Source organism: Vibrio sp. 10N.286.49.C3, from assembly GCF_041469545.1.
Lineage (GTDB): Bacteria > Pseudomonadota > Gammaproteobacteria > Enterobacterales > Vibrionaceae > Vibrio > Vibrio tasmaniensis_A.
Genome location: NZ_JBFRKT010000010.1, coordinates 76,023 through 88,701, shown reverse-complemented (window position 1 = coordinate 88,701; position 12,679 = coordinate 76,023). Strand labels below are relative to the sequence as shown.

Annotated in this window: 14 protein-coding genes; 12 read left to right on the top strand and 2 right to left on the bottom strand. The window is 42.0% G+C overall.

The window, feature by feature from the left end:
- Nucleotides 1-97: 97 nt before the first annotated feature.
- Complete coding sequence (coaBC, locus tag AB4180_RS06265; protein WP_102249001.1) at nt 98-1,339, bottom strand: bifunctional phosphopantothenoylcysteine decarboxylase/phosphopantothenate--cysteine ligase CoaBC; 1,242 nt, start codon at nt 1,337-1,339, stop codon at nt 98-100.
- A gap of 223 nt (nt 1,340-1,562) precedes the next feature.
- Here coaBC and radC point away from each other — a divergent pair, with 223 nt between their 5' ends.
- The 10 genes from radC to AB4180_RS06215 all read left to right on the top strand — a co-directional run bounded on the left by radC (nt 1,563) and on the right by AB4180_RS06215 (nt 9,725).
- Entirely contained in the window at nt 1,563-2,237 is a 675-nt protein-coding gene (gene radC / locus AB4180_RS06260) for a DNA repair protein RadC (protein WP_012603038.1), read from the top strand.
- Between the two features lie 292 nt (nt 2,238-2,529).
- Complete coding sequence (gene rpmB / locus AB4180_RS06255) at nt 2,530-2,766, top strand: 50S ribosomal protein L28 (protein ID WP_004728407.1); 237 nt, start codon at nt 2,530-2,532, stop codon at nt 2,764-2,766.
- Between the two features lie 13 nt (nt 2,767-2,779).
- Nucleotides 2,780-2,947 carry a 50S ribosomal protein L33 gene (gene rpmG, locus AB4180_RS06250; RefSeq protein ID WP_002535344.1) on the top strand — a complete coding sequence of 56 codons (168 nt, stop codon included), beginning with the start codon at nt 2,780-2,782 and terminating at the stop codon, nt 2,945-2,947.
- A 239-nt stretch (nt 2,948-3,186) separates the two neighbouring features.
- Complete coding sequence (locus AB4180_RS06245) at nt 3,187-3,735, top strand: hypothetical protein (RefSeq protein ID WP_102249000.1); 549 nt, start codon at nt 3,187-3,189, stop codon at nt 3,733-3,735.
- 2 nt (nt 3,736-3,737) lie between these two features.
- Nucleotides 3,738-4,547: a bifunctional DNA-formamidopyrimidine glycosylase/DNA-(apurinic or apyrimidinic site) lyase gene (gene mutM, locus AB4180_RS06240; protein WP_102248999.1), complete on the top strand. Its 810-nt coding sequence runs from the start codon at nt 3,738-3,740 to the stop codon at nt 4,545-4,547.
- A 208-nt stretch (nt 4,548-4,755) separates the two neighbouring features.
- Complete coding sequence (locus tag AB4180_RS06235; protein WP_102248998.1) at nt 4,756-5,706, top strand: glycosyl transferase family 90; 951 nt, start codon at nt 4,756-4,758, stop codon at nt 5,704-5,706.
- A complete protein-coding gene (gene waaF, locus AB4180_RS06230; protein WP_102248997.1) occupies nt 5,703-6,758 on the top strand; it encodes a lipopolysaccharide heptosyltransferase II in 1,056 nt (351 codons plus the stop codon). Before AB4180_RS06235 ends, waaF begins: the two co-directional genes overlap by 4 nt.
- A 13-nt stretch (nt 6,759-6,771) precedes the next feature.
- Nucleotides 6,772-8,091: a lipid IV(A) 3-deoxy-D-manno-octulosonic acid transferase gene (gene waaA / locus AB4180_RS06225; protein WP_102248996.1), complete on the top strand. Its 1,320-nt coding sequence runs from the start codon at nt 6,772-6,774 to the stop codon at nt 8,089-8,091.
- A complete protein-coding gene (locus AB4180_RS06220; RefSeq protein ID WP_065678238.1) occupies nt 8,088-8,828 on the top strand; it encodes a glycosyltransferase family 25 protein in 741 nt (246 codons plus the stop codon). The genes waaA and AB4180_RS06220 overlap by 4 nt, the downstream gene beginning before the upstream one ends.
- A gap of 3 nt (nt 8,829-8,831) precedes the next feature.
- Nucleotides 8,832-9,725, top strand: coding sequence for a hypothetical protein (locus AB4180_RS06215; protein WP_102248995.1), 894 nt, complete (start codon nt 8,832-8,834; stop codon nt 9,723-9,725).
- Between the two features lies 1 nt (nt 9,726).
- Here the strand turns inward: AB4180_RS06215 and AB4180_RS06210 are convergent, their stop codons facing one another.
- Complete coding sequence (locus AB4180_RS06210; RefSeq protein ID WP_102248994.1) at nt 9,727-10,449, bottom strand: 3-deoxy-D-manno-octulosonic acid kinase; 723 nt, start codon at nt 10,447-10,449, stop codon at nt 9,727-9,729.
- Nucleotides 10,450-10,520: 71 nt separating this feature from the next.
- Between AB4180_RS06210 and AB4180_RS06205 the strand changes: the two genes are divergently transcribed.
- Together AB4180_RS06205 and AB4180_RS06200 are read left to right on the top strand one after the other, a co-directional pair.
- Nucleotides 10,521-11,621 (top strand): glycosyltransferase family 9 protein, encoded by a 1,101-nt coding sequence (locus AB4180_RS06205; RefSeq protein WP_102248993.1) that lies wholly within the window; start codon nt 10,521-10,523, stop codon nt 11,619-11,621.
- Nucleotides 11,614-12,678, top strand: a complete 1,065-nt coding sequence (locus AB4180_RS06200; RefSeq protein ID WP_102248992.1) for a glycosyltransferase family 9 protein — start codon at nt 11,614-11,616, stop codon at nt 12,676-12,678. Before AB4180_RS06205 ends, AB4180_RS06200 begins: the two co-directional genes overlap by 8 nt.
- The last annotated feature ends 1 nt before the right edge of the window (nt 12,679 follow it).

The following is a 12,679-nucleotide window of genomic DNA, read 5'->3' as shown; positions in this document are numbered from 1 at the left end:
GATTATAAACACCATTCAATTCTGTTCCTAGTTTTGTAAGACCTAGGTCAACAGAATCGAGAGGTGTCAGCGTATTGTCAGGGTAAAATTTGTGCGTTTATACGTCAATAAGCTGTTGGATCTGATTAAGGATCTGTAAACCAAGAGAGTCTTTGCTATCTAGAGGTAGAGATTTATCGCCACCTTTCCAATAAAGGTGCAACTCATTACTACTACTATTAAAGCCTTGGCCTTCGACAGAGACATCGTTGGCGCAAATCATGTCGAGGTTCTTTCTTTCCAATTTTCCGCGCGCATACTTCTCGACATCTTGAGTTTCTGCTGCGAAGCCGACAGTAAATGGACGATCTTCAGTCATTGAGGCAACGGAAGCCACAATGTCTGGGTTCTTAACCATTTGAATGGTCATGTCATCTTTACTATCGACTTTTTTAAGCTTCTGGTCTGCAATGGTCTCTGGGCGGTAATCGGCAACCGCAGCGCAGCTGATGAAAATATCATGCTGAGCAGCATTGGCATTCACGGCATCAAACATCTGTTGTGCGCTGTCTACATCAATGCGATTAACCTGATTTGGTGTCGCGAGTGATACAGGGCCACTAATTAGAGTTACCGTAGCACCTTGTTTCGCGGCCGCTTCAGCCAGTGCATAGCCCATCTTGCCCGAGCTATGATTGGTAATGTAACGAACTGGGTCGATCGCTTCGCGAGTTGGACCCGCAGTAATTAACACCGAACGGCCAGTCAGAGGTTTAGGTTGGAAGAAGTCTTCACAACGATGGACCAGTTGCATTGGCTCTAACATACGCCCCATACCAACATCGCCACAGGCCTGTTCACCAGCTGCCGGACCCCAGATTTCACATCCACGACGTTTTAGCGTTGCGATGTTCTCTTGAGTTGCAGGGTGGCTGTACATTTGTTGGTTCATTGCTGGGGATACCGCAACTGGCGCATCGGTTGCTAAAACCAAAGTGGTCAGTAGGTCGTTACCCATGCCTGCGGTCATACGCGCAATAAGGTCTGCGGTTGCGGGTGCTAATAAGACTAGGTCAGCCCATTTCGCCAGTTCGATGTGCCCCATGGAAGCTTCAGCAGCAGGATCAAGCAAACTATCAGACACTGGCCTTCCAGAGACAGCTTGCATGGTGAGAGGAGTAATGAACTCCTTAGCCGCATTAGTCATGACGACTTGTACCTGCGCACCACGTTCGATTAAGCGTCGAGTCAGTTCGGCACATTTATAAGCTGCGATACCACCACTAATGCCAAGTAGGATTTTTTTTCCAGCTAGGCCTTGTTGGTCAGCGTTATCCAGTTGATTAACCAATGTTTGCATGATTCTGTTCCTTAATTTCTCTGGGACTAACGATATCAGAACAAAGGATTAGTGCCTAGAAGCAGAATTGGAACAGGTTTGACACTCATCAAGTTGATGTTATCAAACTTATCAATTACACGGTTTTGCTAGGCATTAGTCTTTTTTATAAAGCTGTGGAAGCTCTCCGTAGACAAACGGATTAGGCTGATGGATCGTATTCATCACCCTAGATAGCCTTTATATGCCTATAAGTAAAATGCCTGTTGAGTCGATGCCAAGAGAAAAGTTACTGAGTAGAGGCCCCGACTCCTTAAGTGATGCGGAGTTGTTAGCTATATTTCTTCGAACGGGCACACAAGGAATGAATGTTTTAGAGCTATCAGACAAGTTGATCAAAGATTTTGGTTCGCTTCGCCATCTTTTTTCTGCAACGGAGGCTGAGTTTTGTGCCCATAAAGGGATGGGGCAGGCGAAATATGTCCAGTTGCAGGCTGTTTTGGAGATGACGCAACGTTATTTGGCCGAGACTTTATCTCGAGGGGATGCACTAACTAGCCCAAGTCACACCAAGTTGTATCTTTCGAGTATATTGCGTGATCGCCAGCGAGAAGCCTTCTACATATTGTTCCTAGATAACCAAAACAGAGTAATAAAGGATGAAGTGATGTTTGAAGGAACCATCGATGCAGCATCTGTTTACCCGAGAGAAGTGGTTAAACGGGCACTTCATCATAATGCTGCCGCTTTAATCCTAGCGCACAACCATCCTTCCGGTGTCGCAGAGCCAAGCCAAGCAGATAGGCGAATTACACGTAGATTAACCGACGCATTGGCACTAGTGGACATCCGAATTCTCGACCATTTTGTCGTTGGAGATGGCGAAGTTATCTCTTTTGCAGAGCGCGGATGGATTTGAATCACATTTTAGGTTGTTAGTTGCGTTAAATCTGCTATCATTCCGCCCACATTTTAGAACCTTAAATCAGCTCTGATTACTCAAATAGCTGCCCTGTTCAAAAAAAGATCACGAAATCCTTAAAAAGGATCTGTTCGGGTCTTGAGCAATGCATGTCAAGTTAGTATAATACGCGACCTTTGATAGCCTTGAATGGATTTTCCATTATGGTTTTTACCTCTATTTTCAGAATTGATAGAGAGGTTCGGCCACCAAGGTTGATATCGAGCTGAAACGATTTGGAGAGACATTCATGTCCCGAGTATGTCAAGTAACTGGTAAGCGTCCAGTAACGGGTAACAACCGTTCACACGCACGCAATGCTACCAAGCGTCGTTTTCTGCCGAACCTACAAACTCACCGTTTCTGGGTAGAGAGCGAAAAACGTTTTGTTAAACTACGTCTAACTGCTAAAGGCATGCGTATTATTGATAAGAAAGGCATCGATGCTGTTCTTGTTGATATCCGTGCACGTGGCGAAAACGTTTAAGAGGAATTAAGCAATGGCTAAAGGCATTCGTGAGAAAATCCGTCTAGTATCTTCTGCTGGAACTGGTCACTTCTACACAACTGACAAGAACAAGCGTAACATGCCAGGCAAATTTGAGATCAAAAAGTTTGATCCAGTAGTTCGCCAGCACGTTATGTACAAAGAAGCTAAAATCAAGTAATTGATAGCCCCTTTGTCTCTTCTTTTATAGAAGAATAAATTAAAAACCCAGCTTATAGCTGGGTTTTTTTATATCTAGAATTTGAGTAACTCAATTATTCTTGTTTGATATAGCGTCTGATAGATAGAAAACCGTACAACATAGAAAGTATTGCCACTTTCACGATATACTGATTACTCAATAGGTTAGATGAGCAGAATCAGATGAGATATCGTGGACGCCGGTGGAACAACATACTCATGTTCAGTGTGATCGCTTTTATTGGCGTGTTAAACCTTCCAACTTTGATCAAAGCGTACCTTATCGAGCCCGAACCTGAAGTTAAGATCAGCGGTTCTTATCCTTCTCTTTTAAATCCAGCAGCTGAGCTTCAAGCTTTGCATTTTGCTAATTGGTCAGTTGTAGTAGAAGACGATCATTGGGCTTATCAATTTAAAGACACAGTGCTTCCTCAAACTACCAGTGCACAAGAGCTGTCACAGAGGTGGCAGGAACTTGTGGGCACCGAAATTGACTCTCAAACTTATACCGATCTCTCACCACAATTGAATACCCCGCATACCATTGAGGTGTGGTATCAAGATCAAGAAGAACCACAACGTATTACTTATTATCAGCTGCCTCAGTTCTGGTTGCTAAAAAACTGGAATGATCAGTGGTTAGCGGTGTCTATTGAAGAAAGCTACTTGTTTCCAAGCTTTGGCTCAGACCAGTCCTTTAAATCATACCAGTCATTCAAATCAGACAAGCTATCTATATCAGACGAACCATCTCTATCGGACGACTAACTATGCCTGAATTACCCGAAGTTGAAGTAAGCCGCATGGGGATCTCGCCTCATTTAGTCGGTGAGACGATTAAAACGCTTACCTTTCGTACCCCCAAACTGCGTTGGGATATCCCTCAAGAACTTAAGCGATTAGAAGGGCAGGTGATTCGCTCTATCTCGCGTCGTGCAAAGTATTTATTGATTGAGACAGATACAGGCACTGCGATTGTGCATCTTGGTATGTCAGGTTCACTGCGCGTGTTGGATGCCGATTTCCCGCCAGCAAAACACGATCACGTGGATCTTAAGTTAACCAATGGCAAGATTTTGCGTTATAACGATCCGCGTCGCTTTGGTGCGTGGTTATGGTCGGCGCCTGATGAGATACATACTGTATTACTTGGTTCTGGTCCTGAGCCACTAACTGACGACTTCAACGCCGATTACATTGCTGAGAAAGCAGAAAAGCGTAAGGTCGCCGTCAAACAGTTCATTATGGACAACAAAGTCGTGGTCGGTGTGGGTAATATCTACGCCAATGAAGCGCTATTTTCTTCACGTATTAATCCTTTGCGCTCTGCAAGTAAGGTTACAAAACAAGAGTGGCTCTTGTTAACTAAAGAGATCAAGCAAGTACTCACGACGGCTATCAGACAGGGTGGAACAACGCTAAAAGACTTTGCCCAAGCGGATGGAAAACCGGGATATTTTGCTCAAGAGCTGCAGGTTTATGGTAAGGCTGGTCAACAGTGTCCTAACTGTGAAGAGCTGATTCAGGAATTTAAAATCGGGCAAAGAAACACGTTTTATTGCTCTAGCTGTCAGGTATAGATGTGTCCTTCTCAATACAGAAGTTGATATCACTTGAAGCTGTGTCTAGGGCACTTTATCTGATAAAATTACGGGTATTATTGTGGAATTTGTCGTCTTCATTTCTAAAGGCAGAGTCTAACTCTAGAGCTTTGTAGATAATTCCTTACCTATGGCTGCTGACTTTGCCTTCGTTACATTACGCAAAAATAAAATATAAAGAGAAACTATGAAGATATTTTATTATCTAAAACATGCCTTGCTCTCTATCGCACCTCGTTTGTATTTTTCAAAACAGTTTGAAAAGCTGGAAAAGTCATATTCCGATCAAGCTGACTATATAAAAAGCAGAGTAAATTATTACGTAAAAGGGCTCGGCGACTTTGATAAGGCTAGTCTAAGCTGCGAGATTAGTAATTATTCTCGAAAAGGCTATACATCTTATTTCTTTGATCTTAAAGAGTTTCTTCATTATTTTCCAAAGTACTTTCGTTTCAGTTACTACTTTGGTGATGAAACGCATATAGAGCCAGTTCCAACGTTATTTAAAGCTCGTCCGATTGATGGGAACAATAGTAACTCTGTACTATTTAAATTAGATAAGCGTCGTCATTTCCGATTCGTGGATGATAGCTTAAGTTTTTCTGATAAAAAAAATATGGCCGTATTCCGTGGTGCTGTGACTCAACCACATAGAATTCGTTTTATGAAAACTCTGTATGGTCATCCACTGATGAATGCAGGTCAATCGAATACTTCAGAGCAACACCCAGAGTGGCAACAGCCATTTATGACAGTAGAAGAGCAGCTTCAGTACAAATTCATTATTTGCCTTGAAGGGAACGATGTTGCATCAAACTTGAAATGGGCAATGTCTTCAAACTCACTTGTCGTTACTCCAAAAATGAAATTTGAAACGTGGTTTATGGAAGGCACTTTGCAGCCAGGCATACATTATGTCGAGGTGAAGGATGACTGGTCGGATTTTGAGCAAAAAATAAAATACTATTTAGACAACCCTAAAGAGTCTGAACAGATGATCAAAAATGCGCATGAATACCTTGCTCCTTTCCAAGATGAACGACTAGAAAAGTTGGTTTGCATTAAAACACTTCAAGAATATTTTAGACTATCTGGTCAAGCTATTAACGAACACGCTATTAATGAGCAAGACAAATGAAAATTCTGATTATTGGCCCGTCATGGGTTGGAGACATGGTGATGTCTCAAGGCTTATATATTGAGTTACAAAGACAGTATCCTGACGCAAAAATTGATGTTTTAGCGCCAGCATGGTGTAAGCCTATTTTGGAAAGAATGCCACAAGTCAATCAAGCTCTTGAAATGCCACTAGGGCATGGGCAATTTGATCTGAAATCTCGTTATAAGATCGGCAAATCGTTGAGGGAAGTACAGTACGATAAAGCGTACGTATTACCTAACTCCGCGAAATCAGCTTTAATTCCCCTGTTTGCTCGTGTTCCTGAACGAGTTGGTTGGAAAGGCGAAATGCGTTTTGGTTTGCTTAATGACGTTAGAACCAATAAAAAAGCGTTTCAATACATGTTAGAGCGATATGTAGCGTTAGCGCACCCTAAAGCTGAAATGACGGGTAGTGGTTGTTTAGGTGAATTGTCATCATTACCTTTTCCAAGCCTACAAGTTGTTGACTCCACCCAGCAAGAGGCTATGGAGCAATTTGGTTTAAACAATCAAAGGCCTGTCCTTGGTTTATGTCCTGGTGCTGAGTTTGGCCCTGCGAAACGTTGGCCTGATAATCACTTTGCAACAGCAGCGACAGCGATGATAAAGCAAGGTTACCAAGTGTGGTTGTTTGGCTCGGCTAAAGATCGTGAAGTAACCCAAAAGATAATCGAACAAGTCCCTGTTAATATGCAGCAGCATTGCTTCAATTTAGCTGGAGATACGAGCTTAATTCAGGCTGTAGACTTGATCGGGGCTTGTCGTACTGTCGTTAGCAATGATTCTGGGCTGATGCATGTGGCCGCCGCGGTGGGCTGTAATGTCGTGGCTGTTTACGGCTCTAGTTCACCTAAATATACGCCTCCGCTAACGAACAAACTGGCGATCATCAATACCGATATTGAGTGCCGACCTTGCTTTGAACGAACTTGTCCCAAGCAGCACCTAAAGTGCCTCACTGAGTTAATGCCGAGTAGAGTCATTAGTGCTATTGAGCAGTTTGATGTTATTTCCCAAGGCAAAATATAAATAAGGTCGTTATATGAGCATCGTCGTTCGTTGGGCCTATACCGCGCTACTTTTCCTTGTTAGCCCTATTCTGCTTTGGGGCTTATATCGCTCCAAAGCAAACAAACCGCCTTTTGGTCATCGCTGGAAAGAGCATTTCGGATTTACACCGCCTATTAAGAATAGACAATCGGGTGTGATTTGGATTCATGCCGTTTCAGTAGGGGAAGTGCTGGCGAGTAAAAAGTTAGTTGAACAACTGGCGATACAAAACCCAGATAAAAGAATACTGATCACTACAACAACGAGTACAGGCGCTGAGCAGGTCGAAAAGATGAGCGGTTCGATTAGCCATCGTTATATGCCTATTGATTTTAGTTGGTGTGTTCAACGTTTTATCAACCGCGTTCAGCCAGATAACATGCTCATTATTGAAACGGAATTATGGCCAAACACCATTAACACCGTTGCTAAAAATGATATTCCGATGATATTAGTTAATGGACGATTATCCGAAAAATCAGCCAGTAATTATCAAAAAATGAGTTCGTTAATTTATCCGACTATCTCTAAGTTAAATTTAATATTGACGGTACACTCTGATGATAAATCTCGATTTGAGTTGCTAGGTGCGCCGAGCGAAAAAGTCATTGTCACAGGCTCAATCAAGTACGATGTGTCGATTGATAATAATATAATCGCACAAGGTGAACATCTTAGAAGTATTTTTGGACAGGGTAGGCAGATTTTCGTCGCCGCGAGCACTCATGAGGGTGAAGATGAACAAATATTTAGAGCTTACCAGCAAGCCAAAAGAGAACTGCCAAAATTACTCTTAGTGATAGTACCTCGTCACCCTGAACGGTTTAATTCAGTTGCAGAATTGGCCAAAAACCAAGATTTACTGTTAGTGCGTCGAACCGAAGTTGTTGACGAGTTACCGCTCGATGTCGATGTCTACCTAGGGGATACGATGGGAGAGCTTATGGTTATGCTTTCTGCGAGCGATCTTGTCTTTATGGGAGGAAGCCTACTTGGAAAGAAAGTAGGAGGGCATAACTTCATCGAACCTGCGCTGCTTCAAAAATACTGCTTAACAGGGCCGAGCTACTTCAATTTTTCAGACCTAGCGAATCAATTGATCGAGTCAAGCGCACTGTCTGTTGTAGCCGATGAGAATGAGCTTGCTTTACAAATGATCAGTGCATTATCCAAGCCTAAAGAGTTAATTGAAAAAGGGCGAATAGGCTATGGTATAGTTCAACAGAATCAAGGTGCGTTACAACAAACACTCCAATTGATACATCATTCAGCCACCAATAATCAGTCAACCAATATTGAGACATCACCATGATCAAAACTTTTGTTATCCATGTAAGCAAAGGCTACGAAGAACGTAGAAAACATATAGATAAGCACCTGCCAGAAGTGGGCATCACTGATTACGAATATATGTTAGCTGGTGATATCGATGATCTATCTGATGACGTTAGAAATGGCTTTTTTGACGACTCACTGAGGCTCCCTGAGAAGTCTTGCTTTTATAAGCACTACTTAGTGATGAAAAAAGTCGTAGAAGAACAAATTCCACAAGTATTAGTGTTAGAAGATGATGCTTTTTTAAATAGCGATTTTATTGAGCAACTAGAAGCTTTCCAAAGCGAACTTGCTGGTGAAGAAAAGTATCTTGTAAATATTGAAGAGGCGTCGAGTTTAGTACCCACATCAGTAAGAGTACCAAATCAACATCTGTACTTGTGTAAAACGAACAAGCTTACTGGTGGTTTGCTTTATGACCTTAGTTTTGCTCGCGCAATGGTAGAGCATATGGAAAACAATATAACCGACGCACCTATTGATGGTTATATTGGTAATGAACGAACGACATTAGAGTACAATATTTTTTGGACACACCCACCTTTGGTTCGTCAGGGCAGTAAAACCGGTGCATTTGATAGTGAGTTGAGTGGTAGAACCTCAGGGCTTTATGCGACGGTTAGAAGTTGGTTTAAAGAGGGATACCGAACTCATGTTCGAAGCCATGTCAGCAGCAAGCACAAAGCACTTTTTAAAAATATTACGAAGTACTAAATTATGAAATCAGAATTGGCTAGAAAACACTTAACATTTGTCATTTATGGCAATGATAGAACTTACTATCAAGGCGCAAGGTTTTGCATTTTGTCTTTTTTAGCCAATTGGGTTGAGGCAAATGGAACTAGGCCTGAAATTTCTGTTCTAGCAGAAGAGCCTGAGCACTTCGCTAATATGCCAATTAAAGTGTTTCCGATATCGCCAGCTCAAAAGGCTGAATGGAGTCTAGACAATACTTATCACTTTAGAATCAAGAACCGCGGCTTAAAATATCTTTGTGATAATTTAGAGTTGAGTCCTGAAGATAAACTGCTTTTTTTAGATACAGATACGTACTTTAACGTGCCAACAAATGTCTATTTCGACTCTATATCGGATAAAAACGCGTTACTGTTTTGCTCAGAAGTGAACATCAATACTTTGCCAAGCACTAATGAATACGCACATATCAGAGATAGAGATATAAAGCTTATGGATGGCAGTATCTACCGCACCAATCCAGACTCAGTTATGTGGGCATCGGCAGTCATCGGTATCACCGGGAAGCACACATCAGCTTTTGATTATGCCGATGTGTTGATTCAAGCGTTGCGTCAAGAAGGGTGTGAGGCACACACTCTAGAACAGTTTGCGTTATCTGAAGCGCTCTCTACACAGGTGAATATTGAACCAGCGAAAGCTTGGCTCAATCATTATTCAACGAGTGGACGAAAAGACTGGGCGAGAACGGTGTTGGAACAGTTCTTTGAAGAACATGGAGTTAAACCATTTGAAGAGCAAATACGCTTAGCTAAAGAAGTGTCCTTCAAGCGCCCTCTTGCTGAAGTGATTCGAGGGCATATCTATAAAAAGAAAAAGAAACTTCGTAAGTTATTTGGTTTGAAAGAAGAATAAATCATAGACTCTCAAGGGTACTCACTTTGTACCCTTGTTCAATTTGTGAAAAATCAAAGTGCTGAGCATCAATCCTTCCTAATCGAACTTCTTTTTCGAATGAGCGCTCGAGTCGCTTTAGATTACTCTTTTTCCAGTTGCTGCCTGTCTGCGTTAAGCATTTATCAAAATCGATAATCCAAACCTTACCTGCTTTATCTACGAGAATGTTATGGATATTGAGGTCGGTATGATTGACCCCTGCATCGTGCATTTTTCGAATTTGATGGCCAATATCGTTGAAATGGGTATCGGATAGTTTTTTGTTCGACAATATCTTTACTAAGTCTTCGGCGTCGGAAATCTTTTCAATTAAAATATCGGCTTTGTAAACGATCCCTTCTCTCGATACCTTTGCAGCAACTGGGCTTGGGACATTAACGTTATGTTTAGCTAGAAGCTCAAGTAACATTAACTCTTGGTATGCTCGTGAGCTCTCTAATCCAGTAAATAAATAGCTGTCTCTAACTAGCTTTCCAAACAAGCCGCCGCGGTGATAATGTCGAAGAGCGAAATCGCTTTTTTCTCCCTTAACAAACCATGTTGTTCCTCTACCTTGAGCGTGCCCCAGTATTGCTTGATTCGCCTTCCAATAATCCACAGAAAAAGCCAATTCAACGTCTTCAGTGAGTAACTTAGGGTTATACCAGTACGTTGTTTTATGGATTTGCTTTGTTGTAAACATGAATCACTGTCTCGTATTGGGGAGTTTATGGCATACTTGGTAGAACAGTATATCAAACGCCGAACAGATTAATGAACGATTCATGTAGTTACCAAAAAATATTAGTTGTTGCCACTCATTGCATTGGTGATAGTTTGTTGATCTCTGCTTTTACCCATAGTCTGAGAAAAGCGTTTCCGACCGCAACAATAGATGTGTTAGTTAATGCTAGAGGGGAGATGGTTTTTGGTACCAATCCAGACGTTGACTCTTTAGTTGAAATTCCGCCAAGAGCATCCGTTAAGGACTATTACCGGATTTTAAAAACGCATGGTCGATATGATTTAGTCGTCAATGAAATGCTTAATGATAGAACCGCTATCTATAGTTTTATCTTTGGCAAGAAAAGGCTGGGTGCAATTGATGAATCGCTTTCTGGAGCTTGGGTTAAAAAGTTAATTTATACTCATTACATTAAAGAACAGCATCGCTTTGAGCATAAAATGAGTCGCGTTGCTCGTATGCTGGATACCATAGATGTTAATTGTATTGCACGGCTTGTATCTCCCGAAGAGTTATTGCCTTCAGCGGTTCAAAAGAGATTGCCATCAAAATACATTGTTGTACATGCGCCATCCTCCAACGAAATTAAGCAGTGGCCAGTCTCGTATTGGGTTGAAGTCATCAATCGTCTGATATCTGCAGGTTATAATATTGTCTTATCTGGCGCTAAATTAGAACGAGACGAGACCATTGTTGAACAAATCATTAGCCAAGTCCCTGAGTCGAACCAACTGGTCAGTGTTTTAGGGGAATTATCATTAGCTCAAACTTCGGTATTAATAAAACACAGTGATGGTTTTCTTGGACCTGATAGTGGCCCGGGTCACCTCGCATCAGGTTACTCTATCCCAATTGTATCTATTATTAGCGTGGCGCCAGCAAGCATGTGGTCACCTTGGCCATATGAAGAGCCAATTGATGTAACGAACAATTTATACAGCAATGGTGTTAGCTCCCAAAGAGTCGCCAATATTAGACTTGTGCAATCTGAACGTAACTGCGTCCCTTGCTATAAAAACAGATGTCAGATTAGCGATGATGTCTATTCGCCATGCCTTCAAGATATCAAGCCAGATAACGTTGTTTCTGCTGTTCTAGAAATGATGCCATTGGAATCGATCAATGAATAACGCTCTTTCTGCTCCAAAATCTATTTGTATTCTGCGTTTATCTGCCATTGGTGACGTTTGTCATGCCCTTTCTGTGGTGCAACTTATTCAAGCTACCTATCCAGAATGTCAGATCACGTGGGTGATGGGAAAAATCGAAGCTCAATTACTTGGTGATATACCTGGAATTCAAGTTGTAGTGTTTGATAAAAAACGCGGCCTAAAAGGAATGAAAGAAGTATGGGGATCCCTGCGTCCAACTCGGTTTGATTATTTACTGCATATGCAAGTTGCATTAAGAGCCAGTCTGTTAACGTTAGGAATAAAGGCAAAAGTAAAACTTGGTTTTAGTTGGACACGTGCCAAAGAGGGGCAGTGGCTCTTTACCAACCGCAAGCTACCAAAAACGGACGCATCTCATGTGTTAGATAATTTCTCTGAATTTGCTTACTTTTTGGGGTGTTCCAAACAGGTGCCGATATGGGATCTTGCTTTGTCTGATGAAGATCAAAGACTATCGATGGAGCTTGCGTATGAGCCGTATATTGTTATTAGTCCTGCCGCGAGTAAAGATGAGAGAAACTGGTTAGTTGAGCGCTATGCCGCTGTCGCCGATCACGCTTATCAGTTAGGCTTCAAAGTGGTTTTTTGTGGTGCTCCAACGGATAGAGAGCGCAATTTAACCGACAATATATCTCAGCACATGACATCACCTTGTATTAACTTAGTAGGCTCAACCTCGTTAAAGCAGCTTACCGCAGTGATTGGTCAATCCAGTGTAGTGATCGCTCCTGATTCAGGGCCTGCACACATTGCGACGACTCAAGGTGTCCCCGTGATTGGTTTGTATGCGCACAGTAACCCAATGCGAACAGGGCCTTACCATAGTTTAGACAGTGTGGTTTCTGTCTATGAACAGATTGCCGAAGAGCAACACGGTAAAGCGGTTGACGAGCTTCCATGGGGAACCCGAGTAAAAGGAAAAGATCTTATGGCTCTTATTTCTACAGAATCGGTGATTGAGCAGCTAGACCGTGTATTAGGCCGATTGAAAAACAAGAAAACATCCAGTGAATAAA

Coding starts and splice junctions, on each gene's coding strand:
- coaBC (WP_102249001.1), bottom strand. CDS start 1,339: ATGCAAACATTGGTTAATCAACTGGATAACGCTGACCAACAAGGCCTA.
- radC (WP_012603038.1), top strand. CDS start 1,563: ATGCCTATAAGTAAAATGCCTGTTGAGTCGATGCCAAGAGAAAAGTTA.
- rpmB (WP_004728407.1), top strand. CDS start 2,530: ATGTCCCGAGTATGTCAAGTAACTGGTAAGCGTCCAGTAACGGGTAAC.
- rpmG (WP_002535344.1), top strand. CDS start 2,780: ATGGCTAAAGGCATTCGTGAGAAAATCCGTCTAGTATCTTCTGCTGGA.
- AB4180_RS06245 (WP_102249000.1), top strand. CDS start 3,187: ATGTTCAGTGTGATCGCTTTTATTGGCGTGTTAAACCTTCCAACTTTG.
- mutM (WP_102248999.1), top strand. CDS start 3,738: ATGCCTGAATTACCCGAAGTTGAAGTAAGCCGCATGGGGATCTCGCCT.
- AB4180_RS06235 (WP_102248998.1), top strand. CDS start 4,756: ATGAAGATATTTTATTATCTAAAACATGCCTTGCTCTCTATCGCACCT.
- waaF (WP_102248997.1), top strand. CDS start 5,703: ATGAAAATTCTGATTATTGGCCCGTCATGGGTTGGAGACATGGTGATG.
- waaA (WP_102248996.1), top strand. CDS start 6,772: ATGAGCATCGTCGTTCGTTGGGCCTATACCGCGCTACTTTTCCTTGTT.
- AB4180_RS06220 (WP_065678238.1), top strand. CDS start 8,088: ATGATCAAAACTTTTGTTATCCATGTAAGCAAAGGCTACGAAGAACGT.
- AB4180_RS06215 (WP_102248995.1), top strand. CDS start 8,832: ATGAAATCAGAATTGGCTAGAAAACACTTAACATTTGTCATTTATGGC.
- AB4180_RS06210 (WP_102248994.1), bottom strand. CDS start 10,449: ATGTTTACAACAAAGCAAATCCATAAAACAACGTACTGGTATAACCCT.
- AB4180_RS06205 (WP_102248993.1), top strand. CDS start 10,521: ATGAACGATTCATGTAGTTACCAAAAAATATTAGTTGTTGCCACTCAT.
- AB4180_RS06200 (WP_102248992.1), top strand. CDS start 11,614: ATGAATAACGCTCTTTCTGCTCCAAAATCTATTTGTATTCTGCGTTTA.